Here is a 15,470-nt window from a genome sequence, read left to right as displayed (position 1 = left end):
GTCCTCGGCGCAGCGGATCCGGGTTCCGGTGTGTGCGTGACGCGCAGGAGTCGGCCGGGTCGTTCCGGCCCCGCCCGGGAGTGTGTGCGGGACGCGCGCGATCCACCGGGCCCCGGGACCGACGCGCGCGACCCGCCGTCGGGAAGGGTCAGCCGAGGGGGACCCGGGCGAGGACGCCGTCGACGTCGACGCCCCGGGGGAGCGTCCCGAAGGCGGCGCCGTGATCGCCGGCGACCCGCGAACCGACGAAGGCGTCCGCGACGGCCGTGGGCGCGTGGCGCACGAGCAGCGACCCCTGCAGCACGATCGCGAGCCGCTCGGAGAGCCAGCGGGCGCGGTCCTCGGAGACGTCGCGCAGGTCGTCCTGGACGGCCTTCCACGCCGCGTCGAGCCGGTGGTCGGCACCGGCGGCGAGCTCGACCTCCGTGCGGTACGCGTCGACCGCGGCGGGCTCGCGGGCGAGGACCCGGAGCAGGTCGAGGGCGTTGACGTTGCCGGAGCCCTCCCAGATCGAGTTCAGGGGCGACTCGCGGAACAGCCGCGGCATCCCCGACTCCTCGACGAACCCGTTCCCGCCCAGGCACTCCAGCGCCTCGCCGACCACGGCCGTCTGGCGCTTGCAGATCCAGTACTTGCCCAGGGTGACGCCGATCCGCCGGAACGCGGCCTCGTGCTCGTCGTCGGCGGCCCGGTCCTGCGCGCCCGCCAACCGCATCGCCAGCGCGACCGCCGCCTCCGACTCCACCGTCAGGTCCGCCAGCACCGCGCGCATCAGCGGCTTGTCGATCAGGGCGGCGCCGAACGCGCACCGGTGCCGCGCGTGCCAGACCGCCCGGCGGACGGCGTCGCGCATCCCGGCGGCCGAGCCGAGGGCGTTGTCGAGCCGGGTGCACGCGACCATCTCGATGATCGTCCGGACCCCGCGGCCCTCGTCGCCGACACGGAAGCCGACCGTCCCGTCGAACTCGGGTTCGCTCGAGGCGTTCGACCGGTTGCCGAGCTTGTCCTTGAGCCGCTGGATCGCGAACGGGTTCCGCGTCCCGTCGGGCAGGACCCGCGGCACGAGGAAGCAGGTGACGCCCGCCGCCGTCTGCGCCAGCACGAGGAACACGTCGCACATCGGGGCGCTCGTGAACCACTTGTGCCCGGTGAGCGACCAGGTGCCGTCGGCGTTCGGGGTCGCGGTGGTCGTGTTGGTGCGGACGTCCGAGCCGCCCTGCTTCTCGGTCATGCCCATGCCCGCCAGCAGGCCCGACTTCGACGCCGGGTCGGTCAGGCCGGGCTCGTAGCTCCGCGCCATGAGCCCCGGCCCGTACTGCGCGAACAGCTCCGGAGCGGCCCGGAGAGCCGGCACCACGGCGTGCGTCATCGACACCGGACAGCCGTGGCCGGCCTCGGCCTGGGACCAGACGAGGAACCCGGCCGCCCGCGCGACGTGCTGTCCCGGCCGGCCCTCCCACACCGCGCCGGCGAACCCGCGGGACACGGCCTCGCCGAGCAGCGCGTGGTAGCCCGGGTCGTAGTCGACCTCGTCGATCCGGTTCCCGATCCGGTCGTGCGTCCGCAGCACCGGCTCGTTGCGGTGCGCGGCGTCGGCCCACGCCCGGACCTCGGCGCTGCCGACCCGGCGGCCGGTCTCGTGCAGCTCGTCGAGCGCCCACCCCGCGCCCTCGCGCTCGAGGGCCTCGAGCAGCGGCGGGTCGGCGGCCGCGTCGAACCCGACGAGGTCGGGAGCCTGGTTGGTCACGACGTGGGTGGGCGCCATGGCCCGATCGAAGCACGTCGGGCTACCCGTCGGTAGGTGCGCCGCGGGTCGGGCCGACGGCACAACCCCGGGCGTCGGGTTGGTACCCGGGGGACATGGCGTGGGTCACAGACGGACCTCTAGCGTCGCGCTCCGCGCGGCCGATCGGTCGCGCCCGATCGGAGGTGTGCGATGTCGACGGAGCTCGAGGGCAGGGTCGCGGTGGTCACCGGGGCGGGGAAGGGGCTGGGGCGGGCGATCGCGACCCGCTTCGCCGCCGCCGGCGCGACCGTCGTCGTCTCGGACCTCGACGCGGACGCGGCCGGCGCGGTGGCGGAGGGCCTGCCCGGCGCGGTGGCGATCGCGTGCGACGTCCGGTCCGAGGAGCAGGTCGCCGCGCTCGTCGAACGCACCGTGGAGCAGTGCGGCGCGCTGCACGTGATGGTGCCGAACGCCGGGGTCGGCGCGCCGCTGCCGCTGGTGCAGATGGACCTCGCGGCCTGGCGCGACGTGGTCTCGGTCAACCTCGACGGGGTGTTCCTGTCCCTGCGCCACGCGGCTCCCGCGATCATCGCCGCGGGCGGCGGCAGCATCGTCACGATCGGGTCGATCACCGCCCACGCGGGCTCGCCGCTGATCGGGCACTACGCCGCGGCGAAGGCGGGCGTGGTCAACCTGACCAAGACCGCTGCCGTCGAGCTGCGCCCCTACGGCGTCCGCGTGAACACGGTGCTCCCCGGGTTCATCGACACCGACCTCGTGACCGCCGCCCGTCCCGGGTTCGAGGCCGCCCTGGGGCTGCCCTCGGGCGGGTTCGACGAGCTCATCGCCCAGAAGCAGGGGCGGTACGGCCGACCCGACGAGGTGGCCGAGGCGGCCCTGTTCTTCGCCTCGGAGCGGTCCTCGTGGTGCACCGGGAGCGAGCTGGTCCTCGACGGCGGGATGGACGCGGGGCTGCTGTAGCCCGCCGTCGTCCTCAGAGGAGCTCGAGCGCGCGCTTGCGGTCCGGGGGCGGGAAGGCCCGGTCGAGCTCCGCGAGGTCGTCGTCGGTGAGGTGCACGTCGAGGGCGCCGCGGTTCTCGACGATGCGCTCCGGCGTCGCGGTCTTGGGGATCGCGATCGTGCCCGGCCGCCGCAGGACCCACGCGAGCGCGACCTGGGCGGGCGTCGCACCGTGCCGGTCCGCCACGGTGCGCAGCGCGGGGGCGCCGAGGAGCCGGCCCTGCTCGACGGGGGAGTAGGCCATCACGGGGACGGTGTGCTCGGCGCACCAGGGGAGCAGGTCGTACTCGGGGCCGCGCCGCGTGAGGTTGTAGAGGACCTGGTCGGTGGCCACGGCGCGGCCGGCGGCGAGCCCGACCAGCTCCTCGAGGTCGTCGGTGTCGAGGTTGCTGACGCCCCACGCGCCGATCTTCCCGGCGGCCTGCAGCTCCTCGAAGGCGGTGACGGTCTCGGCGAGCGGGTGTCGCCCCCGCCAGTGCAGCAGGTACAGGTCGATCCGGTCGGTACGCAGCCGTCGCAGGGCACGCTCGGCGGCCTCGACGGTGCCCCGCCGCGAGGCGTTCGAGGGCAGGACCTTGTCCACCACGAACGCCTCGTCCCGCCGTCCGGCCAGGGCCTCGCCGACGAGTTCCTGCGCGCCGCCGTCGGCGTACATCTCGGCGGTGTCGACGAGGGTGATCCCCTCGTCCAGCGCGGCGTGCAGGGAGGCGATCTCGTCCCGACGGCGGGTCGGGTCCTCCGCGTAGTGCCAGGTCCCGGCCCCGAGGACCGGGACGGGCGTGCCGTCGGGGAGGGCCGTCGTCGGGATGCTCATCGGGGCGGATGCCTCCGGGCGTGAGCACCCAATCCCGCGTCCGGCCGTCGGTCGGCGGTGACCGACCGTCGCCCGGGAGCGCGAGACAGGCCGCGGAACCGGGACCGGTCGCACCGGTTCCGCGGGGTGGCAGGCGGGGACGGGCTCGCCGGCGCGCGAGGATCCGGGCATGCCGAAGGCCCACGACCACGACGCCGGGGGCGACCCCGCGACCCTCGCCGCGAAGCAGGAGCTGCGCGAGCAGGTGTGGGCGCGCCTGTCCGAGGAGAAGCAGGCGCGGTTCCCCGGGGCGCGCAACCGGATCCCGAACTTCGTCGGCGCGGAGAAGGCGGCCGAGCGGCTCCGCGACACCGACGTCTGGCAGAACGCCCGCACACTCAAGTGCAACCCGGACTCCGCGCAGTGGCCCGTGCGGCAGCGCGCGCTCGAGGACGGCAAGACGGTCTACATGGCGGTCCCGCGCCTGGCCGAGGAGCACCCGTTCTTCCTGCTGGACCCCGACGACCTCGGCGGCCGGACCCCGCGCCAGGCGTCGTCGATCAAGGGCGCGAGCGCGGCGGGTCGCACGGTGGCGGTGGAGGACCTGGAGCCGGTGGACCTCGTCGTCGCCGGCTGCGTCGCAGTCACCGAGGACGGCGCCCGCCTCGGCAAGGGCGGCGGGTTCTCCGACCTCGAGTACGCGGTCGCCTTCGCGGCGGGGCTCGTCGGGCGGGACACCCCCGTCGTCACGACGGTGCACGAGCTGCAGGTCGTGGACGCGATCCCGACCGTCGACCACGACGTCGCGCTGGACCTCCTGGTGACGCCGGAACGCACCCACACGTGCCGTCGGGACGCCCGGCACGACCCCGCGATCGCCTGGGACGAGCTCACCGACGAGAAGATCGAATCCATTCCGCTGCTCGCTTCCCGCCGCCGCATGCGCATGGCACCGTGAGACCCGGGTCACGCACTCGACGACGAGGAGACAGACGATGGCCGACGCACCCTCGATGGCGGAGCTGCTCGGGGACAACCCCCCGAAGAACTGGGGCAAGTGGGGCGACGACGACGAGGTCGGCTCGCTCAACTACCTCGACGCCGCCCAGGTGCTTCGCGGGGTCGCCAGTGTGAAGAACGGCCAGGTCTTCACGCTGCAGTGCCCGATGGGACATCCGCACGGCGACCCGGTCTTCCCGGGCCGTGAGGGCATCAAGCGCGAGATGGTGTGGGACCAGGAGCTGTTCGAGTCGGGGCAGGGCCCGTCGTTCCCGGGCGGGATCCGCGCGACCGACGACAAGGCCGAGATCTTCCTCCAGGGGTCGTCGCAGTACGACGCGCTCGGCCACGCCTGGTACGACGACACGCTGTGGAACGGCCGGTCCGCCGACACCACGAACGGCGGCGGCATGAGCTGGGCCTCGGTCCTGCCGATCGCCGAGCGCGGCATCGCCGGCCGCGGCGTGCTCATCGACATGGCACGCCACCGCGGCAAGGAGTGGCTGGACAAGGGCGAGACGTTCACCCACACCGACCTCGAGGAGGCGGCGGCGAAGCAGGGCACCTCGATCGAGGACCGCGACATCCTGCTCGTGCGCACGGGCTTCCTGAAGTACTTCTACGCGACGCCCGCCGAGGAGTTCTACGACGACTTCGTGGAGCCGGGCCTGACCTACTCCCGCGAGCTCGTCGAGTGGTTCCAGAACAAGGAGATCCCGAACCTCGTCACGGACACGATCGCCAACGAGGTCACCGCCGACCCGGAGACCGGGGTGCTCCTGCCGCTGCACGCATCGCTGCTGCGCAACCTGGGCGTCAGCCTCGCCGAGATCATCTGGCTCGACGACCTCGCCGACGCGTGCGCCGCGGACGGGCGCTGGGACTTCCTCTACACCGCCGCCCCGCTGAAGATCCACGAGGCGACCGGGTCGCCCGTCAACCCGGTGGTGATCCGATGACGACCACGCAGTCGTCCGCGTACGAGTCGAAGCCGTGGCTCGCGCGCTACCGCGACGACTACAACCACGGCGCCGTCACCATCGAGTTCGCGAGCGCGCTGGACATGTTCCGGGCCGCCCTGGAGCGCGACCCGGACTGCGAGATCGTCCGCTACTTCGACGGCACCCTGACCATGCGCGAGCTCGACGAGCTCTCCGACGCGTTCGCCGTCGCGCTGACCGAGCGCGGCTTCGCCCGGGGCGACCGCCTCGCCACCTACCTGCAGAACATCCCGCAGGTGCTGGCGGTCGTGATCGGGACGTGGAAGGCCGGCGGCATCGTCGTCAGCGTCAACCCGATGTCGCGCCAGCGCGAGCTCACGACCATCCTCACCGACTGCGCGGCGACGGCGATCGTCGCGCAGGAGGACCTGTGGGCGATCGCGAGCGAGGTCGTGCCGAACACGAGCGTCCGCATCGCCTTCACCACGTCGCCGCTGGAGTTCCAGACCCGGCACGACGAGCGCCTCTTCCGGGACATGGAGCGGGTCGACTGCGACGGTGCCGAGGACCTGACGACGGTGCTCGGGCGGTTCCGGGGCCGGACGCCGGAGCCGGTGACGCTGACGGGCGACGACGTGGCCTTCCTCGGCTACACGAGCGGCACGACGGGTCCGCCCAAGGGCGCGATGAACACGCACGCCAACATCGTGTTCAACGCGCAGACCTACCGGGACTGGATCCAGCTCGCCCGCGAGGACTCGGTGTTCGGGGTCGCCCCGCTGTTCCACATCACCGGGGTCGTGGGGCACATGGCGATCGCGCTGCTGCTGCCCTGCCCGCTCGTGCTGGCCTACCGCTTCGAGCCCGGCGTCGTGGTCGACGCGATCCGGGAGCACCGGCCGACGTTCTCGATCGGCTCGATCACGGTGTTCATCGCGATGATGAACGCGCCCGGCGTGGACCGGGACGCGCTCTCGTCCATGGTCAAGGTGTACTCGGGTGGCGCGCCGATCCCGCCGTCGACGGTCAAGGCGTTCCAGGACCAGTTCGGCCACTACATCCACAACTTCTACGGGCTGACCGAGACCAACTCGCCGTCGCACGGGGTGCCGCTGGGCGCCACGGCGCCGGTCGACGAGACCTCGGGCGCGCTGTCGGTGGGGGTGCCGATCTTCGACACCGTCGTGCGGATCGTGCGCGACGACGGCACGGAGGCCGACGTGGGCGAGGTCGGGGAGATCACCACCCGCGGCCCGCAGGTGGTGCCGGCCTACTGGGGCAAGCCCGAGGAGACCGAGAAGGCGCTGCGCGGGCCCGGCGGCGTCGTCGAGCTCAAGACCGGCGACGTCGGCTACATGGACGCCGAGGGCTGGTTCTACGTCGTCGACCGTAAGAAGGACCAGATCAACGCGGGCGGCTACAAGGTCTGGCCGCGGGAGGTCGAGGACGTGCTCTACGAGCACCCGGCGGTCCGCGAGGCGGCCGTCGTCGGGGTCCCGGACGAGTACCGGGGCGAGACGGTCAAGGCGTTCGTCTCGCTGCGGCCGGGGCAGTCGGTGGAGCCCGACGAGCTCATCGCGTTCTGCAAGGAGCGCATGTCGGCCTACAAGTACCCGCGGCAGATCGAGCTGCGGGACGAGTTGCCGAAGACGGTCACCGGGAAGCTGCTGCGCCGCGAGCTGCGGGGCACGTAGGCGTCCCACACCGGACGGACGACGCGTTCGTGGCCTCTCGCCGCACGAACGCGTCGTCCGTCCGGGTCCGGGGGGTGCCGGGTCAGGCCTGTGCCAGCACCTCGTCGAGCACCCCGTTGCGGGCGTCGGCGACGAGGTCGGCGAGCTGGCCGAGGCTCATCTGGATGCGCTGGCCGAAGTCGTCGGTGATGACGACGCGGCGGTCCTCGTCCGCGGCCGGGTCGAGGTAGAGCTCCGGGCAGCCGCAGTTGCACTGGCCGCAGAAGGTGGCGACGTGCGTCAGACCGGTGGTGTCCTGCTCGATCATCTCGGGGTCCTCCTCGGAGCCGGGGCCGGGACGACGATCACCGTAGGCAGGGTCGCCGTGCTCGTGGCGTGGTCCGTTCGGGTGGGACCGGTCAGCGGGAGGCGCGGCGCAGGCTCAGGGCGAGGCCGATCTCGGACGCGCCGCGCAGCAGGAACCCGAACCCGGCGAGCAGCGCGATCGTGCCGACCGCCGCGCCCGGCGAGAACAGCAGGATCACCGCGGCGAGCAGGGCGAGCACGCCCATGCCGATGTTCCAGCCGCGGTGCTCCTTCGACCGGGCGGCGACGAAGAGGTCGTTGATCCCGGCGAAGAGGAACCAGAGCAGCAGGCCGACGACCATGATCGTCACCCCGGTGCCCGGGAAGAAGATCACGAGGATGCCGGCGAGCGCGGTCATGACCCCGAAGATCACCACCCACCAGCGGCCCGGCGCGCCGTGCTGCACGCGCAGTGCGACGGTGGCCTCGATGACCCCGGAGATCAGCAGGCCGATCCCGAGGAAGACCGCCAGGACCAGCACGGTGGCGATGGGGAACACGAGGGCGATCAGACCGACGATCACCCCGAGGATGCCGTCGGCGAGGATCCAGCCCCAGCGCTTGGACACCTGACGCAGGTCGATCGAGGAGGTCACGCCTCGTTGCGTACACCGTGCGGCGTGTCCGCACCAGCACGGCGCGCCCACACGTGATCGGGCAGGGTGGCCTCCGTGCTCCGCGCGTTCCTGGTCCTGCTCGTCCTGACGGCGGGTTGCGCGGCGGCCCCCGCCGTCGGGAACGACCCCGACGTCGCGTTCGCGGCGATGATGATCCCGCACCACCAGCAGGCCCTCGAGCTCTCGGCGCTGGTGGCGGGGCGGACCACCGACCCCACCGTCTCCGACCTCGCGTTCCGCATCGACCGCGAGCAGGTCGAGGAGATCGGCCAGCTCCAGGGCCTCCTCGCGCTGCGCGGCGGGGCCGCGCCGACGGCGATGCACCACGACATGCACGACATGCACGACATGCCCGGTATGGCCGACGCCGCCACGCTCCAGGGACTGCGCAGCAGCAGCGGCGCCGACTTCGACCGGCGCTGGCTGCAGACGATGATCGCCCACCACGAGGGGGCGATCACGATGGCGCGCGACTACCCGGGCGGGGCGCTCACCGAGTTCGCCCGGACGCTGACGCGCACCCAGCAGGCCGAGATCGACCGCATGCGGGGAGCGCTCACGAGCGGTAGCGCGCCTCCAGCTCCCGCACCTCGGTAATCCCGACGATCTCGGTGAACTGGTCGAGCCCGGACACGTCCAGCTGCTCGAGGGGACCGGTGGGGGAGCCGTGCTCGGCGAGGTGGCCGAGCATCGTGCGGATCCCGGAGGCGGCGGCCAGGAGCGTCGAGACGGGGTAGAGCACGAGCGAGAAGCCCAGCTCGGTGAGCCGCGACAGCGGCGGGAGCGGGGTGCGGCCGCCCTCGGCGCCGTTGAACAGCAACGTGTACCCGGACAGGGCGGAGGCGACCTTCTCCAGGTCGTCGCCGGAGGTGGGGGCCTCGACGAACAGCACGTCCGCGCCGGCCTCGGCGAAGGCGAGGGCGCGTTCGATCGCCGCGTCCACGCCGAAGGACTGCGCGGCGTCGGTGCGGGCGATGAGCACGAGGTCGGGGTCGGTCCGGGCGTCGACGGCGGCCCGGATCTTCGCGGTCATGTCCTCGAGCGGGACGACCTCCTTGCCCGCGAGGTGCCCGCACTTCTTCGGCATCACCTGGTCCTCGAGGTGCAGCGCGGCGACCCCGGCCTGCTCGTACTCGCGGACGGTGCGGATGACGTTGATCGGGTTGCCGTAGCCGGTGTCCGCGTCCGCGATCAGCGGCACGTCGACCACCGACGCCATCCGCCGCGCGTTGTCGACCATCTCGGCCTGCCCGAGGAGCCCGACGTCGGGCCGGCCCAGCAGCGAGGCGGTGGTGCCGAAGCCGGTCATGTAGACGACGTCGAAGCCGGCCTGCTCCACGAGGCGCGCGGACAGGGCGTCGTAGGCGCCGGGCGCGACGACGGGCCGGTCGGACGCCAGCAGCTCGCGCAACCGGGCGCGGCGGCCGGTGGGGTGGCTGAGCAGGTCGGCCATGGTCGGTCCCTCCAGGTTTGTGTACAACCGCCGAAGTTCTGCTGGCTTTCCGGCGTGGGTCACCCTACGTTGCACACAACGCGGAGCGGGAGGTGTGATGGCGACGACGCTGACGGCCCGGGCGAGCGAGCGCGCGCACCATGCGCTGCGCGACGAGATCCTGCGCGGCGCGCTCCCGCCGGGCGCCCGGCTGGGCGAGGTCGAGCTCGCCGAGCGGCTGGGCGTCTCGCGCACCCCGATCCGCGAGGCCCTCTCCCGCCTCGCCGCCGAGGGGCTCGTGGAGGTGCTGCCGCACCGCGGGGCACGGGTGGTGAGCTTCTCGGCCGACGATCTCGACGGCATCTTCGACGTCCGCCTGGCCCTCGAGCCGCGGGCGACCGGCCGGGCGGCGACGCGGGTGACCGCGGAGGACCTGGACGCCCTCGACGACCTCGCCACGCACATGCTGGCGATCGGCGCCCCGGGACCGGAGCAGGACCTCGACGCGCTCGTCGGGCTCAACCGGGACTTCCACGCGCGGCTGCTCGAGGTGGCCGCGGCGCCCGCGTTGTCGGCGGCGTTGGCGAACGTCGTGCACCTCCCGGTGGTCCTGCGCACCTTCCACACCTACGACCCGGCGTCGCTGGCCCGCAGCCTCGCCCACCACGCCGAGATCGTCGCGGCCCTGCGGGTCGCCGACGCCGACTGGGCGAGCGCCGTGATGCGCAGCCACATCCGCAACGCCCGCGCCGTGATGGTGAGGAACGCATGAGCAGTCCGCACGGCTCGAACTTCGCCGGCCGCGTCGGGTGGGGGTCGAGGCCCGCCGTCGTCGTGGTCGACCTCGTCCGCGCCTACACCGACGCCGGCGGCCCGTTCTTCCTCGACGGGCAGCAGGACCGGGTCCTGGCCGCCACCGCCGACCTCCTCGCCGCCGCCCGGGCCGCCGCGGTCCCCGTCCTGTGGACCGTGGTCCGCTACGCGCCGGACCTCGCCGACGGCGGGTTCTTCCCGGCCAAGGTGCCCGCGCTCGCCTGCTTCGCCGAGGGGGCCGACGGCGGGTGGGGCGAGCTCGCGCTGGCGCCCGCGGCCGACGACGCGCTGGTGGTCAAGCAGCACGCCTCCGCCTTCGCCGGGACCTCGCTGGCCGGGAGCCTGCGGGCCCGCGGGGTGGACACCGTCGTCGTCGCCGGGGTCTCGACGTCGGGCTGCGTGCGCGCGACCGCGACCGACGCGCTGGCGGAGGGGTTCCGACCCGTCGTCGTGCGCGAGGCGTGCGGGGACCGGAGCGAGGCGCTCCACGAGAACAACCTGGCCGACCTGGACGCGAAGTACGCCGACGTCGTCGGACTCGCGGACGCGCTCACCCACCTCGGAGGTCGAGACTGATGCAGTACGGCGTCTTCATCCCCAACGCCACGAACGGCTACATCCTCTCCACGGGCAGCCCGCAGTACCGGCCGAGCTTCGCGCACAACGTCGCGATCACGCAGGAGGCCGAGAAGCAGGGCCTGGACTTCGTGCTCTCGATGATGAAGCACCGGGGCTCGGGCGGGCCGAGCGACTTCTGGGGCGAGTGCCTCGAGTCGTTCACGCTGTTCGGCGGGCTCGCGGCGGTCACCGAGCGGATCGGGCTCTACCCGTCGGTGACCACGCTCGCGACGCACCCGATCATGGCGGCGCGGATGGTCGCGACGATCGACGAGATCTCCGGCGGGCGCTGCGGGCTCAACATCGTCACCGGGTGGAACAAGCCGGAGTACACGCAGATGGGCCTGTGGCCCGGCGACGAGTACTTCACCCGGCGCTACGAGTACGCCGCCGAGTACGTCCAGGTGCTGCGGGCGCTCTGGAGCGAGGGCCCGACCACGTTCCACGGCGAGTTCTTCGACCTCGACGAGGCCGACATGCGGCCCAAGCCGCTGCACACGCCCACCGTGGTGTGCGCGGGCCAGTCGCCGGCGGGGCAGGCGTTCACCGCGAAGCACGGCGACCGCAACTTCATCATGGCCGAGCGCTCGAAGGTCGGGGACATCGCGAGCGGGGTGCGCGACCTCAGCGCGGGCGAGGGCCGCGACGTGGGCACGTTCGCGCTCTACTGCATCATCGCCGAGGAGACCGACGAGGCCGCGGACGCGCTCTGCGACCACATCGTCGCGAACGCCGACCTCGAGGCGATCAGCTACATGACGACGGGGGCCTCGCTCGACACGAACCCCGACGGCACCTCGGCGCAGCTGCTCGCGTCGCTGGAGCGCCCGGCGGCGGAGGGGAACATGGCGTTCCTGTCCCTGCCGGTGATCAAGGGGTCCTACGAGCGCGTCGCCGCGCAGCTCGACGAGATCGCGGTGACCACCGGGATCACGGGCGCCCTGCTCACCTGGCCGGACTTCGTCGACGGCGTCACCAAGTTCGGCGAGCGGGTCAAGCCGCTGCTGCGGAACGCGGCGCAGGCCCCGGTGCCCGCCTGATAATCGGGCGGTGAGCGTGCTCTCCGCCCCCCAGGTGCCGATGCTGTTCGTCGAGCTCGACGCGATCCGCCGGACCGAGGCCGACCTCGGTCGGCCCTACCGGGGCCCGCTCGACGTCGAGGTCCACCTCGACGCGGTGGAGCGGCTGCGGCTGTGGAAGGCGGGGGGCGGGCGGGCCATCGGGTTCGCCCACCTCCCGGCGGTGGCGCGCGGCGAGCTCGGCGAGGACGTGGCGGTCCGCCTGCTCTGGACGATCCACGAGCGGGCGGGCAACCCGTTCGACACCCTCGTGCACTGCCCGCACGACCCCGACGCGGCGACGCCCGACCTGTCCCGCTGCTGGTGCCGCCCGCCGCTGCCGGGCCTGCTCATCGCCGGGCAGGAGCAGGTCGCGCTGCGCCAGCGGGAGCGCTACCCGGTGTGGATGGCGCTCGTGGTCGCGGCGAGCGAGCCGGTCCGGGCCTGCGCGGAGGGCCTGGGTCTCGACGTCGTCGACGCCGCCGCGTGGCGTTGGGGCGCAGCCGGGTGATGTTCGGCGGATCACCGTCCCATACGCCCTGAGCTGGGCGGATGACGACGAACGTCCCGTGGCCGCGGGGTGTCCCCGAGGTGTATCCCAGGGGGACGAACCGCTGCTCCGGGGAGCGTCGCCATGTCCGAACGCCCGATGTCCGACCGCAAGCACGTGGTGCCGGCTCCGCCGTCGCACTGCTGGGAGGTCCGCGGCTGGCAGCCGCCGCCCCCGCCGTCGGACGAGCAGACCGGCTGGCACACGGTGGCCTTCTGCCCGTCGCACGACGACGCCGTGGTGATCGCGCACGCCCTGGTCGCGGGGAGCGGTCCCGACGGCGGGCTCGGGCTGGCGACGGTGCCGGCGCGGCCGTTCGAGTACGTCGAGGTGTGGGGGCCCTCGGAGGAGGCGGGCGGCCGGTCGCACACCTGCGAGCGCTACCCCGAGCCGGACGTCCATGAGCGGCGCGCGATGTGGTTGCGCGCGGCATCGTCGCTCTACACGGACGGTCTGACCGTCTGACCCCGTTCCGCACCCGTTGGCCCCGACACGCAACGGGCCGTGACAGGATGAATGCATGGGGTCGGCCACACGGGAGGCGTTCTTCGACGCTGCGCTGAGGCTCCTGGCCGCCGCGCACGACGACGGGTCGGAGCACGACATCGCCGCCCGCGCCGGCCTCAAGCTCGCGCCGCTGTGCCGGGCCGTCGGCGTGACGACCGGGTCGTTCTACCACCACTTCGACGGGTGGGACGGCTTCGTCGTCGCGCTGCTCGAGCACTGGGAGACCACCGAGACCGCCCGGCTCGTCGAGGCGGCCTCCCGCGAGGTCGACGCCGCGGACCGGCTCGGGTTGCTCACCCTGCTCGCGCTGACGTTCCCGCACGAGGCCGAGGCCGCCATCCGCGCGTGGGCCCACGTCGACGCGCGGGTCGCCCGCGTGCAGCGGCGCGTCGACGACGCCCGCCGCGACGTCGTGGCCGCCTGCGTGCGGGTGCTGCGCTCGGACCACGCCGACGAGATCGCCGAGCTGGCCATCGACTCGCTGATCGGCTTCCAGTCCCGGCTGCGCCCGATGGACACCGACGCCCTGCGGCGGCGCTTCGCGCTCCTCCTGGGCCTCGCGGAGCTCCCGACCCCGGACGGGCTGGTACCGCAGCAGCTAGGGTGATCACCCATGGCGGCCGTTCGCATCGCTAACTGTGCCGGGTGGTTGTGGGACCGCTTCTCCGGGCTGCGGGACGCGCTCGCGGGCCCCGTCGACGTCGTCACCGGTGACTACCTCGCCGAGCCGACGCTGCGCCAGCTCGCCCTGGAGCGGACGAAGGACCCGGCGCTGGGCTACGCGCGGAGCTTCCTCGCCCAGTTCACCGACGCGGTGGACCTGCTGGTCGAGCGCGGGGCGAAGCTCGTCGTCGACGCCGGCGGCCTGAACCCGGCGGGGCTGGCCGAGGAGTGCCGCCGCATCCTCGCGGAGGCCGGGCACGGCCTCGTCGTCGCGCACGTCGAGGGCGACGACGTGCTCGGTCGCCTCGGCGAGTTCGGCGCGCTGCCCCATCTCGACGACGGGCGTCCGCTCGCCGACTGGGGTCACGACGCCGGCACCGCGAACGCCTACCTCGGCGGCTGGGGGATCACCGCGGCGCTCGCCGCGGGCGCCGACGTGGTGATCACCGGCCGCGTCACCGACGCCTCCCTGACGACGGGGGTGGCCGCGTGGTGGCACGGCTGGGCCCCGGAGGACTGGGACGCGCTGGCCGGCGCGGTCGCCGCGGCCCACGTGATCGAGTGCGGCCCCCAGGCCACCGGCGGCAACTTCTCGGGCTTCACCGAGGTGCCCCGCGTCGACGACCTCGGCTACCCGATCGCCGAGATCGCCGCCGACGGCACGGCGGTCATCACGAAGCACGACGTCGCCGGCGGCACGGTCACCACGGACACCGTGACCGCCCAGCTGCTCTACGAGATCCAGGGCCCGATCTACCTGAACCCCGACGTCACCGTCGACCTCACCGACGTCACCGTGACGCAGGAGGCGCCCGACCGGGTCGCGCTGACCGGGGTCCGCGGCACCCCGCCGAGCCCGACGACGAAGCTCGCGATCACCGCGCCCGGCGGGTTCGAGTCGAGCGTGTCGTTCTACGCGACCGGGCTCGACCTCGAGGCCAAGGCCGACCTCCTGCGCACGCACGTCGAGCGCATCACCGCACCGCTCGACCTCTCGCTGCTGCGCGTCGACCGGATCGGCACGCCCGTCGAGGACCCGCGTGACCAGTGGGAGGCCGCGCAGCAGATCCTCGTGACCGCGCAGGCGCGGGACCGGCGCCAGGTCGGCGCCGAGCGCTTCATCGCCCCGCTCACCGGCCTGTTCCTGCCCGGCTACCCGGGGCTCTACGTCAACCCGCTGCGGGTGGCGAACCCCGTCGTCGAGTACTGGCCGACGCTCGTGCCCACCGAGGCGCTGCACCACGAGGTGGTCCTCGCCGACGGATCCCGGCTGCCGGTGAAGGACACGCCGGTCCGGGCGGAGTTCCGCGGTCAGCCGCCGTCGGTCCCGGCGTCCCCGGGCTCGTCCGCGACGACGCGGCGGGCCCCGCTCGGGCTCGCCGTGCACGGCCGGTGCGGGGACAAGGGCGGGAACTCCAACGTCGGGTTCTGGCCCCGCGGCTCCTCCGACGCGGCGTGGGCGTGGTTGCGCGCCGCGATCACCGCCGAGTGGGTCGCCGAGGTCTACCCCGGCGCCGCGATCGAGCGCCACGAGTTCCCCGGCCTGCGGGCGGTCCACCTGGTGATCCACGGGATCCTCGGCAAGGGCGCCTCGTCCAACGGGCGCCCGGACATCGCGGGCAAGGCCGTCGCGGAGTTCCTCCGTGCCCGGCACGTCGAGATCCCCGAGGAGGTGCTGTCGTGAGGGGACGATC

The 15,470-nt window shown here is 73.4% G+C and carries 17 protein-coding genes; 12 read left to right on the top strand and 5 right to left on the bottom strand.

What is annotated here, in order from left to right:
• Nucleotides 1-148: 148 nt before the first annotated feature.
• Nucleotides 149-1,765, bottom strand: coding sequence for an acyl-CoA dehydrogenase family protein (locus LN037_RS02305; protein WP_230749418.1), 1,617 nt, complete (start codon nt 1,763-1,765; stop codon nt 149-151).
• Between the two features lie 171 nt (nt 1,766-1,936).
• Between LN037_RS02305 and LN037_RS02300 the strand changes: the two genes are divergently transcribed.
• Nucleotides 1,937-2,707, top strand: a complete 771-nt coding sequence (locus tag LN037_RS02300; RefSeq protein ID WP_230749417.1) for an SDR family NAD(P)-dependent oxidoreductase — start codon at nt 1,937-1,939, stop codon at nt 2,705-2,707.
• Nucleotides 2,708-2,720: 13 nt separating this feature from the next.
• On the opposite strand, the gene LN037_RS02295 is transcribed toward LN037_RS02300, so the two are convergent.
• Nucleotides 2,721-3,560 (bottom strand): aldo/keto reductase, encoded by an 840-nt coding sequence (locus LN037_RS02295; RefSeq protein WP_230749415.1) that lies wholly within the window; start codon nt 3,558-3,560, stop codon nt 2,721-2,723.
• Between the two features lie 169 nt (nt 3,561-3,729).
• Here LN037_RS02295 and LN037_RS02290 point away from each other — a divergent pair, with 169 nt between their 5' ends.
• Genes LN037_RS02290 through LN037_RS02280 form a run of 3 tightly spaced genes read left to right on the top strand, consistent with a single transcriptional unit; the run spans nt 3,730 to nt 7,173 of the window.
• Complete coding sequence (locus LN037_RS02290; RefSeq protein WP_230749413.1) at nt 3,730-4,497, top strand: 5-formyltetrahydrofolate cyclo-ligase; 768 nt, start codon at nt 3,730-3,732, stop codon at nt 4,495-4,497.
• A 37-nt stretch (nt 4,498-4,534) separates the two neighbouring features.
• Nucleotides 4,535-5,497, top strand: a complete 963-nt coding sequence (locus LN037_RS02285) for a cyclase family protein (RefSeq protein WP_230749411.1) — start codon at nt 4,535-4,537, stop codon at nt 5,495-5,497.
• Entirely contained in the window at nt 5,494-7,173 is a 1,680-nt protein-coding gene (locus LN037_RS02280; RefSeq protein WP_230749408.1) for an AMP-binding protein, read from the top strand. The genes LN037_RS02285 and LN037_RS02280 overlap by 4 nt, the downstream gene beginning before the upstream one ends.
• Before the next feature lie 82 nt (nt 7,174-7,255).
• On the opposite strand, the gene LN037_RS02275 is transcribed toward LN037_RS02280, so the two are convergent.
• Entirely contained in the window at nt 7,256-7,480 is a 225-nt protein-coding gene (locus LN037_RS02275; protein WP_230749406.1) for a hypothetical protein, read from the bottom strand.
• A 91-nt stretch (nt 7,481-7,571) separates the two neighbouring features.
• The gene (locus tag LN037_RS02270; protein ID WP_230749404.1) at nt 7,572-8,114 is read right to left on the bottom strand and encodes an HdeD family acid-resistance protein; all 543 of its coding nucleotides are present in this window, start codon (nt 8,112-8,114) and stop codon (nt 7,572-7,574) included.
• Nucleotides 8,115-8,189: 75 nt separating this feature from the next.
• Here LN037_RS02270 and LN037_RS02265 point away from each other — a divergent pair, with 75 nt between their 5' ends.
• A complete protein-coding gene (locus LN037_RS02265) occupies nt 8,190-8,732 on the top strand; it encodes a DUF305 domain-containing protein (RefSeq protein ID WP_230749402.1) in 543 nt (180 codons plus the stop codon).
• Here the strand turns inward: LN037_RS02265 and LN037_RS02260 are convergent.
• On the bottom strand, nt 8,692-9,588 hold the full coding sequence (locus tag LN037_RS02260; protein WP_230749400.1) for an isocitrate lyase/PEP mutase family protein: 897 nt from the start codon (nt 9,586-9,588) through the stop codon (nt 8,692-8,694). The genes LN037_RS02265 and LN037_RS02260 overlap by 41 nt on opposite strands.
• Nucleotides 9,589-9,685: 97 nt before the next feature.
• Here LN037_RS02260 and LN037_RS02255 point away from each other — a divergent pair, with 97 nt between their 5' ends.
• From LN037_RS02255 to LN037_RS02225, 7 genes are all read left to right on the top strand, one after another.
• Entirely contained in the window at nt 9,686-10,339 is a 654-nt protein-coding gene (locus tag LN037_RS02255; RefSeq protein ID WP_230749399.1) for a GntR family transcriptional regulator, read from the top strand.
• Nucleotides 10,336-10,956, top strand: a complete 621-nt coding sequence (locus LN037_RS02250; protein WP_230749397.1) for an isochorismatase family protein — start codon at nt 10,336-10,338, stop codon at nt 10,954-10,956. The genes LN037_RS02255 and LN037_RS02250 overlap by 4 nt, the downstream gene beginning before the upstream one ends.
• The gene (locus LN037_RS02245) at nt 10,956-12,038 is read left to right on the top strand and encodes an LLM class flavin-dependent oxidoreductase (RefSeq protein ID WP_230749395.1); all 1,083 of its coding nucleotides are present in this window, start codon (nt 10,956-10,958) and stop codon (nt 12,036-12,038) included. The genes LN037_RS02250 and LN037_RS02245 overlap by 1 nt, the downstream gene beginning before the upstream one ends.
• A 10-nt stretch (nt 12,039-12,048) precedes the next feature.
• Nucleotides 12,049-12,567 carry an HAD family hydrolase gene (locus LN037_RS02240; RefSeq protein WP_230749393.1) on the top strand — a complete coding sequence of 173 codons (519 nt, stop codon included), beginning with the start codon at nt 12,049-12,051 and terminating at the stop codon, nt 12,565-12,567.
• A gap of 123 nt (nt 12,568-12,690) precedes the next feature.
• Entirely contained in the window at nt 12,691-13,071 is a 381-nt protein-coding gene (locus LN037_RS02235) for a hypothetical protein (protein ID WP_230749391.1), read from the top strand.
• A 55-nt stretch (nt 13,072-13,126) separates the two neighbouring features.
• A complete protein-coding gene (locus LN037_RS02230) occupies nt 13,127-13,720 on the top strand; it encodes a TetR/AcrR family transcriptional regulator (protein ID WP_230749389.1) in 594 nt (197 codons plus the stop codon).
• Between the two features lie 6 nt (nt 13,721-13,726).
• Complete coding sequence (locus tag LN037_RS02225; protein WP_230749387.1) at nt 13,727-15,460, top strand: acyclic terpene utilization AtuA family protein; 1,734 nt, start codon at nt 13,727-13,729, stop codon at nt 15,458-15,460.
• Nucleotides 15,461-15,470 lie beyond the last annotated feature (10 nt).

This window comes from Actinomycetospora soli (assembly GCF_021026295.1).
Classification (GTDB): domain Bacteria; phylum Actinomycetota; class Actinomycetes; order Mycobacteriales; family Pseudonocardiaceae; genus Actinomycetospora; species Actinomycetospora soli.
This window is presented reverse-complemented; position numbering and strand designations above follow the sequence as displayed.

Excerpts from the sequence above, each read along its gene's own strand:
- LN037_RS02305 (WP_230749418.1), bottom strand. The coding sequence starts at position 1,765 with ATGGCGCCCACCCACGTCGTGACCAACCAGGCTCCCGACCTCGTCGGG.
- LN037_RS02300 (WP_230749417.1), top strand. The coding sequence starts at position 1,937 with ATGTCGACGGAGCTCGAGGGCAGGGTCGCGGTGGTCACCGGGGCGGGG.
- LN037_RS02295 (WP_230749415.1), bottom strand. The coding sequence starts at position 3,560 with ATGAGCATCCCGACGACGGCCCTCCCCGACGGCACGCCCGTCCCGGTC.
- LN037_RS02290 (WP_230749413.1), top strand. The coding sequence starts at position 3,730 with ATGCCGAAGGCCCACGACCACGACGCCGGGGGCGACCCCGCGACCCTC.
- LN037_RS02285 (WP_230749411.1), top strand. The coding sequence starts at position 4,535 with ATGGCCGACGCACCCTCGATGGCGGAGCTGCTCGGGGACAACCCCCCG.
- LN037_RS02280 (WP_230749408.1), top strand. The coding sequence starts at position 5,494 with ATGACGACCACGCAGTCGTCCGCGTACGAGTCGAAGCCGTGGCTCGCG.
- LN037_RS02275 (WP_230749406.1), bottom strand. The coding sequence starts at position 7,480 with ATGATCGAGCAGGACACCACCGGTCTGACGCACGTCGCCACCTTCTGC.
- LN037_RS02260 (WP_230749400.1), bottom strand. The coding sequence starts at position 9,588 with ATGGCCGACCTGCTCAGCCACCCCACCGGCCGCCGCGCCCGGTTGCGC.
- LN037_RS02255 (WP_230749399.1), top strand. The coding sequence starts at position 9,686 with ATGGCGACGACGCTGACGGCCCGGGCGAGCGAGCGCGCGCACCATGCG.
- LN037_RS02250 (WP_230749397.1), top strand. The coding sequence starts at position 10,336 with ATGAGCAGTCCGCACGGCTCGAACTTCGCCGGCCGCGTCGGGTGGGGG.
- LN037_RS02245 (WP_230749395.1), top strand. The coding sequence starts at position 10,956 with ATGCAGTACGGCGTCTTCATCCCCAACGCCACGAACGGCTACATCCTC.
- LN037_RS02235 (WP_230749391.1), top strand. The coding sequence starts at position 12,691 with ATGTCCGAACGCCCGATGTCCGACCGCAAGCACGTGGTGCCGGCTCCG.
- LN037_RS02230 (WP_230749389.1), top strand. The coding sequence starts at position 13,127 with ATGGGGTCGGCCACACGGGAGGCGTTCTTCGACGCTGCGCTGAGGCTC.
- LN037_RS02225 (WP_230749387.1), top strand. The coding sequence starts at position 13,727 with ATGGCGGCCGTTCGCATCGCTAACTGTGCCGGGTGGTTGTGGGACCGC.